The following is a 17,416-nucleotide window of genomic DNA, read 5'->3' on the forward strand; positions in this document are numbered from 1 at the left end:
GCAGGAAGCGACCTTAGATGGGGCCCCGATCGCTCACGCCAACCGTCGATGGCGGCTCAGCCGACGTGCGGCTGGGCGATATAGTCTTCCGCCTGCATTTCCATCAGGCGGGATGCCGTCCGCTGGAACTCGAAGGCACCACGGCCTTCGGGATAGAGTTCCTGCGGCGGGGCCGCAGCAGAGCAGACCAGATTGACCCTGTGTTCGTAAAGCGAGTCGATCAGGGTGACGAACCTGCGGGCCCGGTCACGGTGATCGGGCTGCATGCGCGGAATGCCCGACACAATAACCGTGTGAAAGGCTTTCGCCAGGGCCAGGAAGTCAGCCGGACCGAGCGGCTTGTCGCAAAGTTCGAGGAACGTGAACCAGGCCACGCCCCGCGCCGCCCGCGGCACATCCAGCTTGCGCCCCTTCAGCCGCAGTTCCGTCGGCCGCGCCGGCGCCTCGTCGGTCAACGCCGCGAAGGCTTCGGCCAGCGCCGCCTCGGCGCGCGCATCCGCCGGCACGTGATAGGTCGGCTGGCCCTTCAGCCGCGCGAGCCGGTAGTCGGTGCCGCCGTCCACGGAGAAGACCTCGCAGCGTCGCTCGATCATGCCGATAAACGGCATGAAGCTCTCCCGCTGCAGTCCGTCCTTGTAGAGGTTGCAAGGCTCGACGTTGGAGGTCGCGACGACCACCACGCCGCGCTCGAACAGGGCCTCGAACAGCCGGCCCAGGATCATCGCATCGGTAATGTTGTCGACCTGGAACTCGTCGAAGCAGAGCAGCCAGGCATCCTCGGTCACCGCGTCGGCGATCGCGGGGAGCGGATCGCCCCCCTTTCCGCCGCGGCGCAGCCTGTGTGCGCGCTCGTGCACCTCCTGGAGAAACTCGTGGAAGTGGACGCGCCGCTTGCGCGCCACGGGTGCGGTGACGAAGAAGAGGTCCATCAGCATCGACTTGCCGACGCCGACCGGCCCGAACATGTAGATGCCGCGCGGTGGCTCCTGCTTCGGCCGGTCGAGGCCCAGCTTGGCGCGCCAACCCGTCGAGCCCCCCGGCCGATAGGTCGCGAGCTCGTCGTAGAGCCGCTGCATCCGGCACGCCGCCTCGTCCTGCGCCGCGTCCGGTCGCATGTCGCCGCTCTTGCGGCGCTCGGCGAGCGCCGCGACTGGTCCCTGTGTCATTCCCGAAGCCGTATCCGCCGGTATGGGTGGTTTCGACACTTAGCGGATGTACCCCGCAGCGTGAAGCCTCTGCAGGCGCACCCGCGGCCGCCAAGAGTTCTCTCCTGGCCGACGCGCTCTACCGCGGGGCCGGCGCGAAGGCGGCTTCCATTTGGCGGCGGAAGGCAATGGCGGGATCGGCAGCATCGAAGCTCACATCGCTCCAGCGCAGTGTCTCGCCCGCCTTGACCGCCCGGTTCAGCCGCACACCGTGCGCGAGACCTATCGGGAGGCCGCCGAGTGCCAAGCTGCGTTCTGCCGGCATGATCTTGCCCCACACCTTGTAGCCGCCCTCGCCGTCCAGCATGTCGCCTTCCGGCAGGTCGAACTTCGCCGTGGCCACGACGTCGGCCCGCCAGCTCTGCGCCGATCCGGTCGCCTCGCGGCGCAGGGCGGCGCTGGCCACCGAGATGCCCAGTTCCAGGCCGATCAGGTGGAACGGCCGCCACAGCGCCGCGTAGTTGCCCTCCTCGTCGCGAGCGAGGCCGTATTCGCGGAAACAGCGGCGGACATACTCGGTGTCGCCGGCGAAGACGACGTAGACGCCCCAGCGCAGATTGTCGGGAACGGGCCCTCCCTCGTGCTTCTCGCTGGACACCACCTCCACCATGCCGCGCCGCTCCAGCAGCCCGTCGTCCGCCTCCGGCTTCAGGAACCGCGCAAGGTCCGGGATGGAGATCGCAGGGAAGGATAGGCCGCGGCTCGGCGCCGACAGGCCGGTGGCGTTCGCGACCGCCGCCATCTCGATGCCCGACTTCGTGCCGTCGATGAAGCTGTTGAACATCTGCGGGTTCAGGCTGTTCGCGCGCGCGTGCTCGGCGGAGAGCCCGTAATAGTCCCAGACCGTCTCGGGCGTCGACTGGTGGAACATCGGCCGGTAGCGCGTGCCCTTGCCCGCCGCGATCACCTCGAACCCGCAGGTCCGCGCCCAGTCGACGAGTTCGCAGATCAGCGCCGGCTGGTCGCCGTAGGCGAGGCTGTAGACGACGCCCGCCTCGGCCGCCCGGCGGGCCAGCAGCGGGCCGGCCAGGGCGTCGGCCTCGACGTTGACCATCACGACGTGCCGCCCGTGGTCGAAGGCCAGCAGGGCGTGCCGGATGCCGGCACCGGGATTGCCGGTCGCGTCGATGACCACGTCGAGGCCGTCGGCGGCGATCAGTGCCGCCGCATCGTCGGTTAGGAAGGTACCGCCATGCTTGCGCGCGGCGGCGAAGGAATGGGCGGAGTATTGGTCCTCCGGCCATCCCACCCGCGCCAGCGCCGCGCGCGCCTTGTCGAGATCGAGGTCGGCGATGCCGAGCACGTGGATGCCGGGCGTGCGGATCGCCTGGGCGAGGTACATCGAGCCGAACTTGCCGGCGCCGATGACGCCGATGCGCACCGGCTTCTTCTCCGCCTCGCGCGCTGCGAGCAGCTTGTGAAGATTCATGTGGTGTCTCCTAGAAGCTGGCGAATTCGGCGTTGAGCCGGTCGGTCACGAGCATGTGTCCGGCCTTGTGAGTGATGCAGAACGGCGGCTTCGCCGCTTCTATCGCCAGTTGCGGGGTCACGCCGCAAGCCCAGAACAGCGGCACCTCGCCGGGCCTGATCTCGGGGTCGACCCCGGACCAGGGCGTGCGGATGTCCGGGATGCCGATCATCGCCGGATCGCCGAAATGCACCGGCGCGCCGTGGACCCGCGGGAAGCGCGACGTCACCTGGATCGCACGGATCGCGTCGCGCGGCGCGAACGGCCGCATCGAAACGATCATCGGCCCGGAGAAGGCACCGGCCGGCGCGGTTGCGATGCCGGTCCGGTAGATCGGCACCTTCGTGCCGTTGGCGATGTGCTGCAGCCGCAGCCCCGCCTGAAGCAGCGCCTCCTCGAACGAGTAGGAACAGCCCAGGGCGAAGGTAACCAGATCGTCCCGCCAAAGTTCACTTATGTCCGACGGTTCCTCGGTGCAGACGCCGTCGCGGAAGACGCGGTAGCGCGGCACGTCGCTGCGGATGTCGATATCGTCTCCCAAGTCCGGCAGCGTCCAGTCGCCCGGCGCACCGACGCCGATGACCGGGCAGGCCTGGCCGTTGCGCTGGCAGTAGAGCAGGAAGTCCGCCGCCCAGGCCTTTGGCAGGATGACGACGTTCGCCTGCACGAACCCAGGGGCGAGACCTGTCGTAACCGTGTCGTGCGCACCCGAGCGCGCTGCCGTGCGCACGGCGCGGCCGGCGTCGCGACGGCCACCCCCGCCGTCGACGAGGGACCCATCCATCATCGGTAAGCCTCCACGGCCGCAGCGCCGACGCCCGTGCGTCAGGCGGCGACGATGATACCGCGGTCGCGCAGGTCCGCGATACGCTCGGCAGAGATACCGACTTCGCGCAGGATCGCGACCGTATCGGCGCCGACGGCCGGCGGCTGCCGGCGCAGGCCCATGTCGTGGTCGCCGATCTCCAGCGGCAGGCGCGGCAACTTCGTGGTGCCGCCCTGAGGCAGTTCGACCTCCAGCACGCGGCCGGCGGCGTTCACCTGCGGGTCGTCGAAGAGATCGCGCGTGCGCGCCACTGGTGCGAACGGCACGCCGATGCGCTCGCACACCTCGACGAGCACCGCCTTGGACTGCCGCCTGGCGATGTCGGCGACGATCGGCAGCAGGATCGGGCGTGCCGCGACGCGCGCCTCGTTCGTGGCGTAGTCCGGGTTGTCGAGCAGGTCCTGCCGGCCGAACTCCGTGCAGAAGCGGCGCCAGTGATTGTCGCTGGTGATGCCGACAAAGACCTGTTCGCCATCCTGGGTCTCGAACGGCTCGTAGATGCCCCAGGCGCCGTGACGGGCGGGCATCGGCGGCACTTCGCGTCCGGTCAGCGCCTCCCCGGCCATGTGCTGCGCCATCAGGAATACGGTCGACTCGAACAGGGCGCTCTTCACGAGTTGCCCCTTTCCGGTGCGGTCGCGCTCGCGCAGCGCGGCCAGGACGGCAATGACGGCGAAGGTACCGCCCATGATATCGATCACCGATGTGCCGGCCCGCAGCGGCCGCCCCGGCGGGCCGGTCATGTAGGCGAGTCCGCCCATGAACTGAACCACCTCGTCCAGCGCCGGCCGGTGCTCGTACGGACCCGAGAGGAAGCCCTTCAGTGCGCAGAAGATCAGCCGCGGGTTCGCCTTGCGCAGGTCCTCCCAGCCGCAGCCGAGCCGCTCCATCGTACCGGGGCCGTAATTCTCCAGTACCACGTCGGCCTTCGCGGCGAGCGCGTGGGCGAGTTGCCTGCCTTCCTCGGACTTCAGGTCGAGCGCGATGCTGCGCTTGTTGCGGTTGAAGGTCAGGAAGAAGCCGGCGGCGAAACCCGGCAGGCGCCGCGTCTTATCGCCGCCCGGCGCCGGCTCCACCTTGATCACGTCGGCGCCCATGTCAGCGAGGACGAGCCCCGCCGACGGCCCCATGATCGTGTGACAGAATTCGAGCACCCGCACGCCCGCCAGCGGCAGGGCATGTCCAGTCTCAGGCGAACTCGCGGCTTCGGCGGTCATCGTTCCGGCATCCTGCTGTGCGACGGTGGCATGGTAGTCCGGCCCGACGTGGACACGCAAACGGCCGGACCGAGGCGCTAAAACCTCGGTCCGGCCGCTCGTGTCGGCCAGGCCGCAGCCGTTCAGGCGCTCTTTTCGAACGCCATCGCCGTGGCTTCGCCACCACCGATGCACAGGCTGGCGACGCCCTTCTTCACATCGTACTTGTACATCGCATTGATCAGCGTCGCGATGATGCGCGCGCCGGACGCACCGACCGGATGGCCGAGCGCGCAGGCGCCGCCATGTACGTTCACTTTGTCTGGCGACAGGTTGAACTCCTTCATCGCCGCCATCGGGACGACCGCAAAGGCCTCGTTGATCTCATAGAGGCCGACCTCGTCCGGCGACCAGCCGGTCTTGGCGTAGAGCGTCTTCAGCGCGCCCACCGGGGCCGTGGTAAACCACTCCGGCTCCTGGCTGTGCGTCGAGTGCGCGACGATCGTCACCAGCGGCGTCAGTCCGCGGCGCTCGGCCTCGGAGCGGCGCATCATGACGAGTGCGGCGGCACCGTCGGAGATCGAGCTGGAGTTGGCCGGGGTCACGGTGCCGTCCTTCGAGAAGGCCGGACGCAGCGTCGGGATCTTCTCGATGTTCGCGGTGAACGGCTGTTCGTCGCGGCTGACGACCCTCTCGCCCTTACGGCCCTTGACGGTCATCGGCACCATCTCGCGGTCGAAGGTGCCGTCCTCGTTGGCCTTCTTCGCGCGGTTGAGCGAGCGGATCGCGAACTCGTCCTGCTGCTCGCGCGTGAACTGATAGCGCTCTGCCGTCGCCTCGGCGAAATGGCCCATCAGCTTGCCGGGCTGATACGCGTCTTCCAGGCCGTCCCAGAACATTGCGTCGAGGACCTGGCCGTGGCCCATACGTAGGCCGCCGCGGCCCTTCGGCAGCATGTAGGGGATGTTGGTCATGCTCTCGAAGCCGCCCGCAACCATGATGTCGTTCGAGCCGGCGACCAGCAGATCGTGCGACAGCATGGTCGCCTTCATCGCCGAGCCGCAGAGCTTGTTGATCGTGGTGGCGCCGGCGGACATGGGGATGCCGGCATTGATCGCCGCCTGACGGGCCGGGCCCTGACGCTGACCGTGCTGGAGCACGCAGCCCATGATGATCTCTTCGACGTCTTCCGGCTTCACGCCGGCGTCGGCGAGAGCGCCCTTGATCGCCGTCGTGCCGAGCTCGGGCCCGGTCGCGTCGGCGAGGTCGCCCTGGAAACCGCCCATGGGCGTGCGCGCCATGCCGACGATGACGATCGGGTCTTCCCGCATATTCCTTCTCCTCATTCTGTCTGCGCGGCGCTCCGCGCGCTCGCGCGCACTATACCACCTGCGGCGGGGCCCGCTATCGGGCCCCGCCGTAAGCTCGATCAACGGCCCAGGCGCTTGAGATCGGCCTTTGCGGCGGCCGTTTCGACCAGCGTCCGGTCGCCGCTGGCGGCGGAGCGTTGGAGCATCTCCCGTGCGCTCTGCTTCTGGTTCTGCAGCAGGTACCACTCGCCGATGTAGAAGTTCGCCTCCGCCAGCCGGCTCGCCGCCCTGGCCGGATCGGCATTCGCCGCCGCAACTACGGCATTCGGATCAGTCTGGCCCAGAAAGAGTTGCACCGCAGGCCAGGGCCAAGCCGCCTTGTTTATGCTGTCAGACTGCTTCGCCAGCAGTTCGGCGCCGGTGTCGCCGCTGCGGCTGCGGGCGATGTGCGCGAACATGGCCGCATAGGCATTGGACGGTGCCGCGGCGGTCACCTTGCCGAAGTCACCCGCCGCCTCCTTGAAGCGCCCGTCCAGGAAGCGGAAGACGCCCCGCTCCCACAATGCCAGCGGGTGGTTCTTGCGCAACTCGACGACGCGCGTGCCACGCTCGACGGCGGTGGCATAGTCGCCCTTCTCGACACTGGCCCAGGCGAGGCGGCTGAGTGTGACGGTATCGTTGGGTTCCAACTTGGCCGCGGCTTCGAGATCGGTGATCGCACGGTCCACCGCCCCCTGCCGCAATTCGAGATTCCCGCGAGCGCTCAGGACGGAGGCCTCGTTCGGGTTCAGTTCGAGCGACCTGTTGAAGTCGGCCAGCGCGCCAGTGACATCGGCCGCATCGGCCTTAACGCGGCCGCGGGTAGCGTACCACGAAGCCAGCAGGTCGGGCCGACCCTCCGGTACCAGCCCGATCGCACCGTCGAGGTCGGCGATGGCCTCGGCATTGCGGTCGAGAGTCGCATAGACGCTGCCGCGCATCGCATAGAGGACGGCGCGCCGGATCGGCTGCGCCTGGACCATGAGGGTCAGCGCCTTGTTGAGGTCGGCAAGCGCCGGCTCGAAGCGCCGCTCGTCGATGTGCAGGCGCGCCCGCAGGAAATAGCGGTCAGCGAGAGCGGCCGAGCCCTTCGGCGACGCAGCGATGGCGACGTCGAGATCCTTGAGTGCCTTTGCCTCGTCCCGCATCGCGGCGTGCATGCGGGCACGGTCGGTGTACCACTTGGCCCGCTTCGCCGGCGCTGCCTTTGGATTGGCGGCGATAACCTTGTCCATCGCCGCGATGCCTTCGGCGGGCTTTCCGCCGACGGCCAGCAGCGCGGCACGATCAACCGCAACGTCCGGATCCTTCGGATCGAGCTTCGCGGCCTGGTCGTAGGCGGCGAGCGCGCTCGCCATGTCCTGCTGGGCCGCCGCAATGGCGCCGCGGCAGGCATAGGCCTCGCTCGACTTGGGGTTCAGTTCCAGGGCCTTCGCCGCATCCACCTTGGCCGGCTCCGCGTTGCCGGTCATCGCGAGGACGCTGCACCGCAGCGCGTGTGCCGATGCCAGATCCCGGCCCTTCAGCGTGTTCGACTTGATGGCCTGGTCGACCTGGGCCATTGCCGCGCGCGGGTCGCCGCGATCGAGAGCATCGCGTGCCGCGGCCACATCGCCCTTCGCATCAGCGAAGGCGGGACCGGCGACGGCCATCGCCGCGAAGCAGGTTAGGACGAGCCGTTTCATGCATTCTCCTGGGCCGTGGCTAGACGCCTAATTTGGCCGGCAGGCGGCGTTCCGCAATGGGAACCGCCCCTTCAGCGCGTGATCAGGCGCTTGGCGTAATGGTACTCGACGGTGTTCGAGATATCCGCCAGCGAGCGCGTCTGCGTCTGCCGGACATAGCCGCAGCGTTCGTAGAGGCGGTGCGCATCAAGGAAGCGAGTGTCCGACCAGAGTTCGACCTCGCCCGCGCCGGTCTCCACCGCTGCAGCCTCGACCATCCCAACGAGCGTCCGGCCCAACCCGCGGCGGCGCTGAGACCGGTCGACATAGAGCTTGCAAACTTCGACCCCCAGCGGCGACGGCAGGTAGCCCGCCGATGCAACGATGCGGCCGTCCTGCTCCGCCACCCAGAAACGGCCGCCACGCTCGGAGACGTAGCGCGCGATCGCCCGCAGTTCCGGCACCTCGCCGTCGACGTCGAGGAAGCAGCCGTCATACTCGGCCCAGCAGGCCCCGATGAGCGCGATCAGGCCATCGGCGTCCGAATCGCGCGCCTCCCGGATCGCCGGACTCACAGCAGCACCAGGGTGCCGAGGCCGAGGAAGGCGAGGAAGCCCACCACGTCGGTCACCATGGTAACGAAGATCGACGCGGCGATCGCCGGGTCGATCTTCAGGCGGTCGAGGACGACCGGAATGACCACGCCGACGAACCCCGCCACGACCAGGTTCACGACCATCGCCGCCGCGATAACCAAGCCGATCAGGACGTCTTGGAACCAGGCGAAGGCCACCAAGCCGACGAGTATCGCGAACGCGACGCCGTTGAACATGCCCACCACCGTCTCCTTCCAGACGATGCGCATGGCGTTGGATGCCGACAACTCGCGAGTCGCGAGGGCCCGCACGGCCACAGTCAGCGTCTGCGTCGCCGCATTGCCGCCCATCGAGGCGACGATCGGCATCAGTACGGCCAGCGCCACCACGGCCTCGATGGTCGCCTCGAACAGCGAGATGACCGTCGCCGCCAGGAACGCGGTGCAGATGTTCACGGCCAGCCAGGTCGAGCGCGAGCGCGCCGTGGCGAAGGCGGCGCGATAGAGATCGTCCTCCAGCACGCCACCCATCTTCATCAGGTCGTCTTCGGCCTCCTCGTCGATCACGTCGACCACGTCGTCGACGGTCACGACGCCGACCAGCCGGCCGTCGTCGTCGACCACCGGCGCGGACACGAGGTCCTGCTGCCGGAAGACCCGAGCCAGTTCCTCCTGGTCCATCGACACCGGCAGCGGCGAGAGGTCCACCGACATGATGTCGTCGATGCGGACCGCACGCCGGTTGCGCAGGACGCGCGACAGCGACACGGTCCCGACCGGACGGTGACGCGGATCGACCACGAACAGGTCGTAGAAGTCGTCGGGTAGGTCGGGCGACGCGCGCATGAAGTCGATCGTCTCGCCGACCGTCCAGAAGGCCGGCACGGCGACGAGGTCGCGCTGCATCAGGCGCCCGGCGGAGTATTCCGGGTAGGTCAGACCCTGCAGTAGTGCCACCCTGTCGGCGACCGGCAGCCGCGCCAGAAGCTCCTGCTGCTGCGCATCGTCGAGGTCGGCGATGACGTCGAGTGCGTCGTCGGTATCGAGTTCCTGAACCGCGGCCGCGAGTTGCTCGGGCTGGAGAAGCCCGAAGACCTCGTCGCGGATCTGCTCGTCGAGTTCCGGCAGGATCTCCGGATCGAGCGTGGCGCCGATCGATTCGATCAGCGCGCGCCGCTCGTCCGGCGATAGGCTGGCGATAAGGGCGGCCGCATCCGCCGCATAGAGATCGTCGACGATCTCGACGACCCGGCCGGCGTCGCCCGCGCGGAGTGCCTCGCCGACCGCACGCACCGTCTCCGGCGTAAGGCCGTACTCATCGGCCGATGGCTCGGCCCGCGCTTCGTCTTCGACCGGCATTGTCATCGGCTGCCTCCCGCCGGACGGTTGCCGGCGGCTCGCGGGTCACGGCTGGCTGGACGGCTGGGCCGCCGCACCGCCACATCGGAGGCGAACCTCACCATGTCCAGCACCTTCAACAGGATGCCGGCCGGTCGATGGCGTCGCCACATTCCTTAGGGGCCGCCGCTCCGGGTCTCCCGCCCCCGATCGTCCGGCCGAGGCGCGAGATAGCGCGGGCGCCTTCGAAAGTCCAGCGCAGGCACCGGAACATGCGCGCCGCGCACGGCCTTCCTTGACATGCCCGGCCGCGCCCCGTAAATCACCCGCCACGGCCCGGGCGCGTAGCTCAGCGGGAGAGCATCGCCTTCACACGGCGGGGGTCGTAGGTTCAATCCCTACCGCGCCCACCACCCGGCCCTCCGCCGCTCCGGACCATCCCCGCCCAGGAGCAGGCAGGCATGAAAACCAGAATCAAGTGGGTCGAGGAAGCCTCCTTCCTCGGCGAAACGGGCAGCGGCCATGCCGTGCTCATGGATGGCGCCGCCGATGCGGGCGGCCGCAACCTCGGGCCGCGCCCGATGGAGATGCTGCTGCTCGGCCTCGGCGGCTGCACGGCGTTCGACGTGATGCTGATCCTGAAGCGCTCGCGCGAGCCGGTCACCGACTGCGTCATCGAGATCGACGCCGAGCGGTCGGAAGACGTCCCAAAGGTTTTCACCAAGATCCACCTGCGCTACATCGTGACGGGGCGCAAGCTGAACCCCGCCAAAGTCGAGCGGGCCGTCGCGCTGTCGGCGGAAAAATACTGCTCGGCATCGGCGATGCTCGGTCGTGTCGCCGACCTAAGTCACGAGATCCAGATCCGCGAGGACGGCGCCGCCTGAGGCGGACGCCGGCTTTCGACCCCCGGACAGCGAAAAGGCGGATCTTTCGACCCGCCTTCGACGCGAAGATATACCCAATGGTGCCCGGAGGCGGCCCGGAGCCGATCAGACGGCTGCCGGATCCCGCGCCGGCGTCGACACCTCGGCCTCCTCGCCGCTTGCCGCGGCCCGGCGCCTTCGCGTCCGCGGCTTCGGTTCCGCTTCATCGCCGGACGTTTCCGCATCGGGCGCTGCGCGGCGCCGGCGCGTCCGAGGTGCCGGCGCGGCAGCCTCTTCGGGCGCTGCCGCAGCGGGAGCGATATCGAGCGACGGCTGAGCGGCAGCCGCCTGCTCGACGGCGGGCGCAGCCGCCGGCGGCTGCTCGGTAGATGCCGAGCGTCGCGACCGGCGCGCAGGAACGCGTTGCGCCGCCTCGCCCGGACTTTCGGCCGAGCGATCGTCGTTCCGCGTCCCGGACGGTTGGCCAGTCGGCAGGTAGCGAGCCGGAAGGCTCTCCTCGACCGGCTGCGGCTGCGGCTGCGGCTGCGGCTGCGGACGATCGAACTGCTGGCGCACCGACGGTTCGCCGGCTGACGCATCGGAACGCCGCGGCTCATGCTGCGGACGTCCCTGCTGCGGACGCCCTTCCTGGGCCCGAGGCTCGTGCTGGCGACTGTCGTTCTGACGGTTGTCGTTCTGACGATTGTCGTTCTGACGATTGTCGTTCTGACGATTGTCGTTCTGGCGGGCTTCCTGCTGACGATAATCCTGCTGGCGCCCGTCCTGGTTTCGCCCGTCCTGGCCGCGCAGGTCATTGCGCCGCCCGTCCGGGTTACGGGCTTCCTGGTAGCGAGCGTCGTTGGAGCGTCCGTCCTGCTGCCGTCCGTCCTGACGGAAGTCCTGTCGGCGGCCATCGTTGCGCTGGCCCTGCTGACGATCCTGCGGACGGCCATCATCGGACTGGTCGTCGCGGTAGGACTCGTTGCCGTCGTCCTCCTCATCGTCGTCCCGCATGTCGATATCGCCGAACTGGCGCGGGCGCCCCTGGTTAGCCTGCTGCTGCGTGCCCTGACCGTTCAGGTTCATGACGCGGAAGTAGTGTTCCGCGTGCTGCAGGAAGTTTTCGGCAAGCACCGTATCGCCGCTGGTCTGCGCATCCCGCGCCTGCACCAGATACCGCTCGTAGATGTGAGACGCCGTACCGCGGACACGGCCCTCGGGGCCGTTGCTGTCGAGCTGCTGATTGGGGCGGTGCATGTGGCGGCCGCCACGAGGGGGACCCCCGCGACCGCGCGAACGACGCGTGTTCAAGCCAAGCCTCATCAATGCTGTCGATGCCGAACCAATGGGTTCATCACTCCCATCCCTTCCCGGGGCCGAAACCCGCGGATATTCCCGGCCGGATCTACAAATGACCAGCGTCGGAACCTGAAGAAGGGAGTGGCCTAAGGGCGCCGCGACGCCCGCGGTGCGTATAGCCGAGTTGAACGTAGTCGCTGATACCGGCCGTGCAAACCCCTTTTCGCCCGTCAGCCCGCTTTTTCAGTCGATTGCACCAGGATGCACCGTTCGATACCCGCCAGGTCGCACTTCGCCCCCAGATCGGCCAGTCCGGCGGTACGACACAACTCCCGCACGTCCTTCGCCTGTCCGGCGCCAACCTCGAACCCCGCGACTCCGCCCGGCGAAAGCAGCCGCGGAAGATCGGCCACGATCGACCGGTAGGCCGAGAGACCGTCCGCCCCTCCCGCCAGCGCCCGGTGCGGATCGTGTCGACGGACTGCAACGTCGAGTTCGGCGATGTCGCAGTCCGGAATATATGGCGGATTGGACACGACGACGTCGAACTGCCCGTCCACGGCCGTGGCCCAGTCGGACACGGCAAAAGCCGCCCGCGGCGCGATGTCCAACGCCGCCGCATTCTGCGCGGCGATGACGCAGGCACCGGGTGCCACGTCGAGGCCGACACCGTACGCGGCGGGGTACTCCTTCAGCAGCGCCAGCACGATGCAGCCGGTGCCCGTACCGAGGTCCAGGATCCGCAACGGGAGCCGCCGGTCAGGGACCGCTTCGAGCACGGCCTCGACCAGCGTCTCGGTGTCCGGCCGTGGATCGAGCGTGTCGGGCCCGAGACGGAAGGGCATGCTCCAAAACTCGCGCATGCCGGTCATCCGGGAGAAAGGTTCGCCGACGCACCGGCGCGCGACGAAGCTGCTCAGTCGCATGGCCGCTTCGTCCGGAAAGGGTCGCTCCGGCCAACCGATCACGACCTCCGGCCCGACGCCGGCAGCGAGCGCCACCAACAGGCGGGCCTCGCGTCGCGCCTGTCCGACGCCGGCCGCCTTCAGACGTCCGGCGGTCTCCTGCAGTGCCCCGCCAAGGGTGCCTGCCGCCGCTGCGGTCATTCCAAGCTGGCCAGCGCCATCGCCTGGTCTTCCTCGGTCAGCGCGTCGATGATCTCGTCCAGCGCTTCGCCGGTCATCACCTTGTCGATCTTGTGAAGCGTGAGGCCGATCCGGTGATCCGTCACCCGTCCCTGCGGGAAGTTGTAGGTGCGCACGCGTTCCGACCGGTCGCCGCTGCCGACTTGGCTGCGCCGGTCTGCCGACCGCTCCGCCTCCAGCGCCAACCGCTGCGCCTCATACAGGCGGGCGCGCAGCACCTTCAGCGCCTTCGCCTTGTTCTTGTGCTGCGACTTCTCGTCCTGCTGCGACACCACGATACCCGTCGGCAGATGGGTGATCCGCACCGCGCTGTCCGTGGTGTTAACGCTCTGCCCGCCGGGTCCGCTCGACCGGAAGACGTCGATCCGCAGGTCCTTGTCCTCGATCCTGACGTCAACCTCTTCGGCCTCCGGCAGCACCGCCACGGTCGCTGCTGAGGTGTGAATGCGCCCGCCACCCTCCGTCACCGGCACCCGCTGCACGCGATGGCCGCCCGATTCGAACTTCAGCCGGGCGAATACGTCCCGCCCAGTCACGTTCGCGATCGCCTCCTTGTAGCCGCCGAGGTCGGTCTCGGCGATGCTCATCGTCTCGAAGCGCCAGCCGTGCAGTTCGGCGTAGCGCTGATACATCCGGAAGAGTTCGTAAGCGAACAGTGCGGCTTCCTCACCGCCCGTCCCCGCCCGGACTTCGAGGATCGCGTTGCGCGCATCCGCTTCGTCCTTCGGGATCAGCATGAGGCGCAATTCGCGCTCGATCGCTGGCAGGCGCTCACGGAGCGCCTCGGCCTCGTCGCGCGCCAATTCGCGCAGATCCGCGTCGGTCACCGGGTCGGCAGCCAGGGCCGCCAGTTCCTCCGCTTCTGCCCGCACCTTGCCGAGTTCGCCGAATTTTTCGGCGATCGGGGTGACGTCGGAGAGTTCCTTGGACATCCGCGCCATTTCGACAGGCGTCAGCGCCTCACGACCGGCGAGCCGGTCGCGCAGTTCGTTATAGCGGTCGACGACCGCGCCGAGCTTCGCTTCGAGGCTCATATTCGGTGACACTTTTCGGAGCAGGAAAGCTGCGCTTTTTGCCAGTGGGCGGAACGCGAGACAAGACCGTAGCCGAATCGCATCGCAAGTAGGCAAGAAGCCGTGGGGGTGTCGATCTTTGTGATTACAACAATAGGTTCATGGCGCAAGGTGACTCCAATCCGGTAGCTGGGAGGCCGAGGAACACATATGGGGCTTTTCCGAGGAGGCTACAGCGGCTGGTCGAGCGACCGGCGCACCGCCGAACAGCAACTGAGGGAAAGCGAGAGCCGGCTCCGGGCCGTGGTCGAAACTGCGGTCGACGGCGTTATCCTGATCGACGCGTTCGGTCTCGTGGAGATGTTCAACCCGGCCTGCGAGACGTTGTTCGGCTACCGAGCAGACGAGGTGCTGGGGCAGAACGTCAAGATGCTCATGCCGCAGCCCTACGAGGCGGAGCACGATGTCTATCTCCGCCGGTACCGGCATACTGGCGAACGCCGGATCATCGGCATCGGGCGCGAGGTCGCCGGTCAGCGCAAGGACGGCACGGTCTTCCCGATGGAGCTGTCCGTCGGAGAAGCCCAACGCGACGGTCGTCCGGTGTTCGCCGGGATCATCCGCGACATCAGCCAGCGCAAGCAGGCGGAGCAGAGCCTGCGCGAGAGCGAGGGGCGCCTGCGCGCGCTCGTCGAAACGGCCGTTGACGGGGTCATCCTGATCGACGCCGTCGGCACGGTGCAGATGTTCAATCCGGCCTGCGAGACGCTGTTCGGTTATCGCGCGGAGGAGGTCGTCGATCGGAACGTCCGAATGCTCATGCCGGAACCGTATCAGAGCGAACACGACCGCTACCTCGAGCAGTATCGCGAGGACGGAGTGCGCAGGATCATCGGCATCGGCCGTGAGGTATCGGCCCGGCGCAAGGACGGATCCATCTTCCCGATGGAACTTTCTGTCGGCGAGGCCACCCGGGGCGACCAGCCGGTCTTCGTCGGCATCATCCGTGACATCAGCGCCCGCAAGGAGGCGGAAACGGCCCGCGAGCAGCTGCAGCAGGCGCAGAAGATGGAAGCAATCGGTCAGCTGACCGGCGGCATCGCCCACGATTTCAACAACCTGATGGCGGTGATGTTGGGCAATCTCGAGCTGGTCCTGGACCGGCTCGACCCGGCCGACGCGTCGACTGACCTCATCCGAACGGCGATCCACTCCGTCGAGCGTGGCGCGCAGTTGACCCAGCGATTACTGGCCTTCTCGCGAACCCAGACGCTGAAACCGCGCCAGATCGACGTCAATCAGCTGATCACCGGGATGATGCCGCTCGTCCGCCTCTCGGTGGGTGAGGCCATCGACATCAGGATGGACCTGGAGGCTGAGATCTGGACGACGATGATCGACGCAGCACAGTTGGAGAACGCGCTGCTCAATCTGGCGAACAACAGTCGCGATGCCATGGCGGGCAAGGGTCGCCTCACGATCTCGACCGCGAATGTCGCGATATCCGCCGACGATCTCGTCGACGAGGGTGCCGCTCCCGGCGCCTATGTCCGCGTGACGGTCCGCGACGACGGCGCCGGAATGGACGCTGCCGTTCTCGCCCACGTCTTCGAACCCTTCTTCACCACAAAGGAGGTCGGCCACGGAAGTGGCCTCGGGCTCAGCATGGTCTACGGCTTCGTAAAACAGTCGAACGGCTTCGTCGCTATCGACAGCAGGGTCGGCGGCGGCACGCGCGTCGATCTCTTCCTGCCGCGCGTGACCGACCCTGCGCTGTCCGACCGCCGCGCAGAGGAGGGGCCGGCGCCGCGGTCCACTGCACGATCCTGGAACATTCTGTTGGTCGAAGACGACGCGGCTCTGCGGCAGTTGGCTCGCCGTATACTGGAATCGCTCGGCCATTCGGTCCGGGGGGCGTGCGACGGGCCGGAGGCACTGCGGTTGCTGCGGGAAGACCCGCGCGTCGATTTGCTTTTTACGGACATCATACTGCCCGGTGGCCAAAACGGCGTAGACATCGCCCAGGCAGCGCGGGAGATGCTCCCGGACCTGAAGGTACTTTTCACGTCCGGCTACCTGGAGACCCGGGATCGCGGTGCCGAACTGTCTCCCGACGAGGAGTTGATCACGAAGCCGGCGCGCCGCCGCGACATCGAGGCCGCCATCCAGCGCGTGATGAACGGCTCCCGCTAGGATGTCGGCTTCAGCCTTTCCACCAACCCGGCCAGGGGCACCTCGGCCTGCTCGCCGCCATCCATGTCCCGCAGCGTCGCCACCCCCCGCGACAGCTCGTCGTCGCCTATGATGACGGCCGCCCGGGCGGCCGCGCGGCTCGCACGCGCCAGCCGACGCTTCAGATTACCGCTATAGCCAAGTTCGACGTGCAGGCCCTCGCGCCGCAGGCTCCACGCCAGCTTCTGCGCCTCGCGCTCGGCAGCCGGTCCCATGGGCACGATCGCCACCGGCCGCGGCGGCGGCGGCGGCTCGCCGGCCAGCATTGCCAGCCGCTCGATCCCCGCCGCCCAGCCGATGCCCGGCGTCTCCGGTCCGCCCATCGCGCCGATCAGCCCGTCGTACCTGCCGCCGGCCAGCACAGTGCCTTGTGCGCCGAGATCGGTCGTCGTGAACTCGAACGCGGTATGCGTGTAGTAGTCGAGGCCGCGCACGAGGCGCTGATTGACCTCATAGGCGATGCCGATGTCGTCGAGGCCCTGGCGCACGGCGGCGAAGAAGTCCGCCGCAGCCGGCGACAGGTGCTCGGCAAAGGAGGGTGCCTCGGCCACGACGTGCCGGTCGCCCTCGTCCTTGGAGTCGAGAATTCGCAGGGGATTGCGTTGCAGGCGCGTACGACTGTCCTCGGACAGCGCGTCGCGATGACCGGTGAAATACTCCACCAGCACGTTGCGATAGGCGCGGCGGCTCTCCAGATCGCCCAGCGTGTTCAGTTCCAGCACGGTGCGGCCGAGCAGGCCCAGTTCGTCGAGGATCTGAGCGCCGACGGCGATCACCTCCACGTCCGCCTGCGGCCCCGACACGCCCAGGATCTCGATGCCTATCTGGTGAAACTGGCGCTGCCGCCCCTTCTGCGGCCGCTCGTAGCGGAACATCGGCCCCGCATAAAACAGCTTGAGCGGCAGGCTCTGCGAGAGGCCGCCGGAGATGAAGGCGCGCGCAACGCCCGCCGTTCCCTCGGGGCGCAGGGTGATCGAATCACCGCCGCGATCCTCGAAGGTGTACATCTCCTTCGTGACGATGTCCGACGTGTCGCCCAGAGTGCGGGCGAAGACCTCCGTGAACTCGAAGATCGGCGTGGATATCTCACCGAACCCGTAGCGCTCGGTCACCGAACGCGCGCGCTCGACGATCGCCCGGAAGCGGCGCGACTCGTCGGGAAGCAGGTCGCGCGTGCCGCGGACCGGTTGCAGATTCGCCAATGTCCCGCCCTTCAGATG

At 68.0% G+C, this 17,416-nt stretch carries 14 protein-coding genes and 1 tRNA gene; 3 read left to right on the forward strand and 12 right to left on the reverse strand.

The window, feature by feature from the left end; translation table 11 throughout:
* Nucleotides 1-56 precede the first annotated feature (56 nt).
* The 8 genes from zapE to mgtE form a co-directional block, all read right to left on the reverse strand.
* On the reverse strand, nucleotides 57-1,166 hold the full coding sequence (gene zapE / locus ABIE65_RS01025; protein WP_354074953.1) for a cell division protein ZapE: 1,110 nt from the start codon (nucleotides 1,164-1,166) through the stop codon (nucleotides 57-59).
* Between the two features lie 118 nt (nucleotides 1,167-1,284).
* Entirely contained in the window at nucleotides 1,285-2,634 is a 1,350-nt protein-coding gene (locus ABIE65_RS01030; RefSeq protein ID WP_354074955.1) for an NAD(P)H-dependent oxidoreductase, read from the reverse strand.
* A gap of 10 nt (nucleotides 2,635-2,644) precedes the next feature.
* Nucleotides 2,645-3,460: a putative hydro-lyase gene (locus ABIE65_RS01035; protein ID WP_354074956.1), complete on the reverse strand. Its 816-nt coding sequence runs from the start codon at nucleotides 3,458-3,460 to the stop codon at nucleotides 2,645-2,647.
* Nucleotides 3,461-3,498: 38 nt separating this feature from the next.
* Nucleotides 3,499-4,716 carry a CaiB/BaiF CoA transferase family protein gene (locus ABIE65_RS01040; protein WP_354074957.1) on the reverse strand — a complete coding sequence of 406 codons (1,218 nt, stop codon included), beginning with the start codon at nucleotides 4,714-4,716 and terminating at the stop codon, nucleotides 3,499-3,501.
* A gap of 122 nt (nucleotides 4,717-4,838) precedes the next feature.
* Complete coding sequence (locus tag ABIE65_RS01045) at nucleotides 4,839-6,026, reverse strand: acetyl-CoA C-acyltransferase (protein ID WP_354074958.1); 1,188 nt, start codon at nucleotides 6,024-6,026, stop codon at nucleotides 4,839-4,841.
* A gap of 98 nt (nucleotides 6,027-6,124) precedes the next feature.
* Nucleotides 6,125-7,729, reverse strand: coding sequence for a tetratricopeptide repeat protein (locus tag ABIE65_RS01050; RefSeq protein WP_354074960.1), 1,605 nt, complete (start codon nucleotides 7,727-7,729; stop codon nucleotides 6,125-6,127).
* Nucleotides 7,730-7,800: 71 nt separating this feature from the next.
* Nucleotides 7,801-8,283: a GNAT family N-acetyltransferase gene (locus ABIE65_RS01055; RefSeq protein WP_354074961.1), complete on the reverse strand. Its 483-nt coding sequence runs from the start codon at nucleotides 8,281-8,283 to the stop codon at nucleotides 7,801-7,803.
* Nucleotides 8,280-9,668, reverse strand: a complete 1,389-nt coding sequence (gene mgtE, locus ABIE65_RS01060; RefSeq protein WP_354074962.1) for a magnesium transporter — start codon at nucleotides 9,666-9,668, stop codon at nucleotides 8,280-8,282. The genes ABIE65_RS01055 and mgtE overlap by 4 nt, the downstream gene beginning before the upstream one ends.
* Nucleotides 9,669-9,979: 311 nt before the next feature.
* Between mgtE and ABIE65_RS01065 the strand changes: the two genes are divergently transcribed.
* Together ABIE65_RS01065 and ABIE65_RS01070 are read left to right on the forward strand one after the other, a co-directional pair.
* A tRNA-Val gene (locus ABIE65_RS01065) sits at nucleotides 9,980-10,054 on the forward strand.
* Nucleotides 10,055-10,102: 48 nt separating this feature from the next.
* Nucleotides 10,103-10,528: an OsmC family protein gene (locus ABIE65_RS01070; protein ID WP_354074963.1), complete on the forward strand. Its 426-nt coding sequence runs from the start codon at nucleotides 10,103-10,105 to the stop codon at nucleotides 10,526-10,528.
* A gap of 105 nt (nucleotides 10,529-10,633) precedes the next feature.
* Here the strand turns inward: ABIE65_RS01070 and ABIE65_RS01075 are convergent, their stop codons facing one another.
* The 3 genes from ABIE65_RS01075 to prfA all read right to left on the reverse strand — a co-directional run bounded on the left by ABIE65_RS01075 (nucleotide 10,634) and on the right by prfA (nucleotide 13,985).
* Nucleotides 10,634-11,830: a DUF4167 domain-containing protein gene (locus tag ABIE65_RS01075; RefSeq protein WP_354074964.1), complete on the reverse strand. Its 1,197-nt coding sequence runs from the start codon at nucleotides 11,828-11,830 to the stop codon at nucleotides 10,634-10,636.
* A gap of 206 nt (nucleotides 11,831-12,036) precedes the next feature.
* On the reverse strand, nucleotides 12,037-12,912 hold the full coding sequence (gene prmC / locus ABIE65_RS01080) for a peptide chain release factor N(5)-glutamine methyltransferase (RefSeq protein ID WP_354074965.1): 876 nt from the start codon (nucleotides 12,910-12,912) through the stop codon (nucleotides 12,037-12,039).
* Nucleotides 12,909-13,985, reverse strand: a complete 1,077-nt coding sequence (gene prfA, locus ABIE65_RS01085; RefSeq protein ID WP_354074966.1) for a peptide chain release factor 1 — start codon at nucleotides 13,983-13,985, stop codon at nucleotides 12,909-12,911. The genes prmC and prfA overlap by 4 nt, the downstream gene beginning before the upstream one ends.
* A 189-nt stretch (nucleotides 13,986-14,174) precedes the next feature.
* Between prfA and ABIE65_RS01090 the strand changes: the two genes are divergently transcribed.
* Nucleotides 14,175-16,157 (forward strand): hybrid sensor histidine kinase/response regulator, encoded by a 1,983-nt coding sequence (locus tag ABIE65_RS01090; RefSeq protein WP_354074967.1) that lies wholly within the window; start codon nucleotides 14,175-14,177, stop codon nucleotides 16,155-16,157.
* Here ABIE65_RS01090 and hisS read toward each other — a convergent pair.
* Complete coding sequence (gene hisS / locus ABIE65_RS01095) at nucleotides 16,154-17,398, reverse strand: histidine--tRNA ligase (protein WP_354074968.1); 1,245 nt, start codon at nucleotides 17,396-17,398, stop codon at nucleotides 16,154-16,156. The two genes, ABIE65_RS01090 and hisS, sit on opposite strands and share 4 nt — an antisense overlap.
* Nucleotides 17,399-17,416 lie beyond the last annotated feature (18 nt).

Origin of the sequence: Constrictibacter sp. MBR-5 (assembly GCF_040549485.1) — a bacterium.
In the GTDB taxonomy this organism is placed as follows: Bacteria; Pseudomonadota; Alphaproteobacteria; order JAJUGE01; family JAJUGE01; genus Constrictibacter.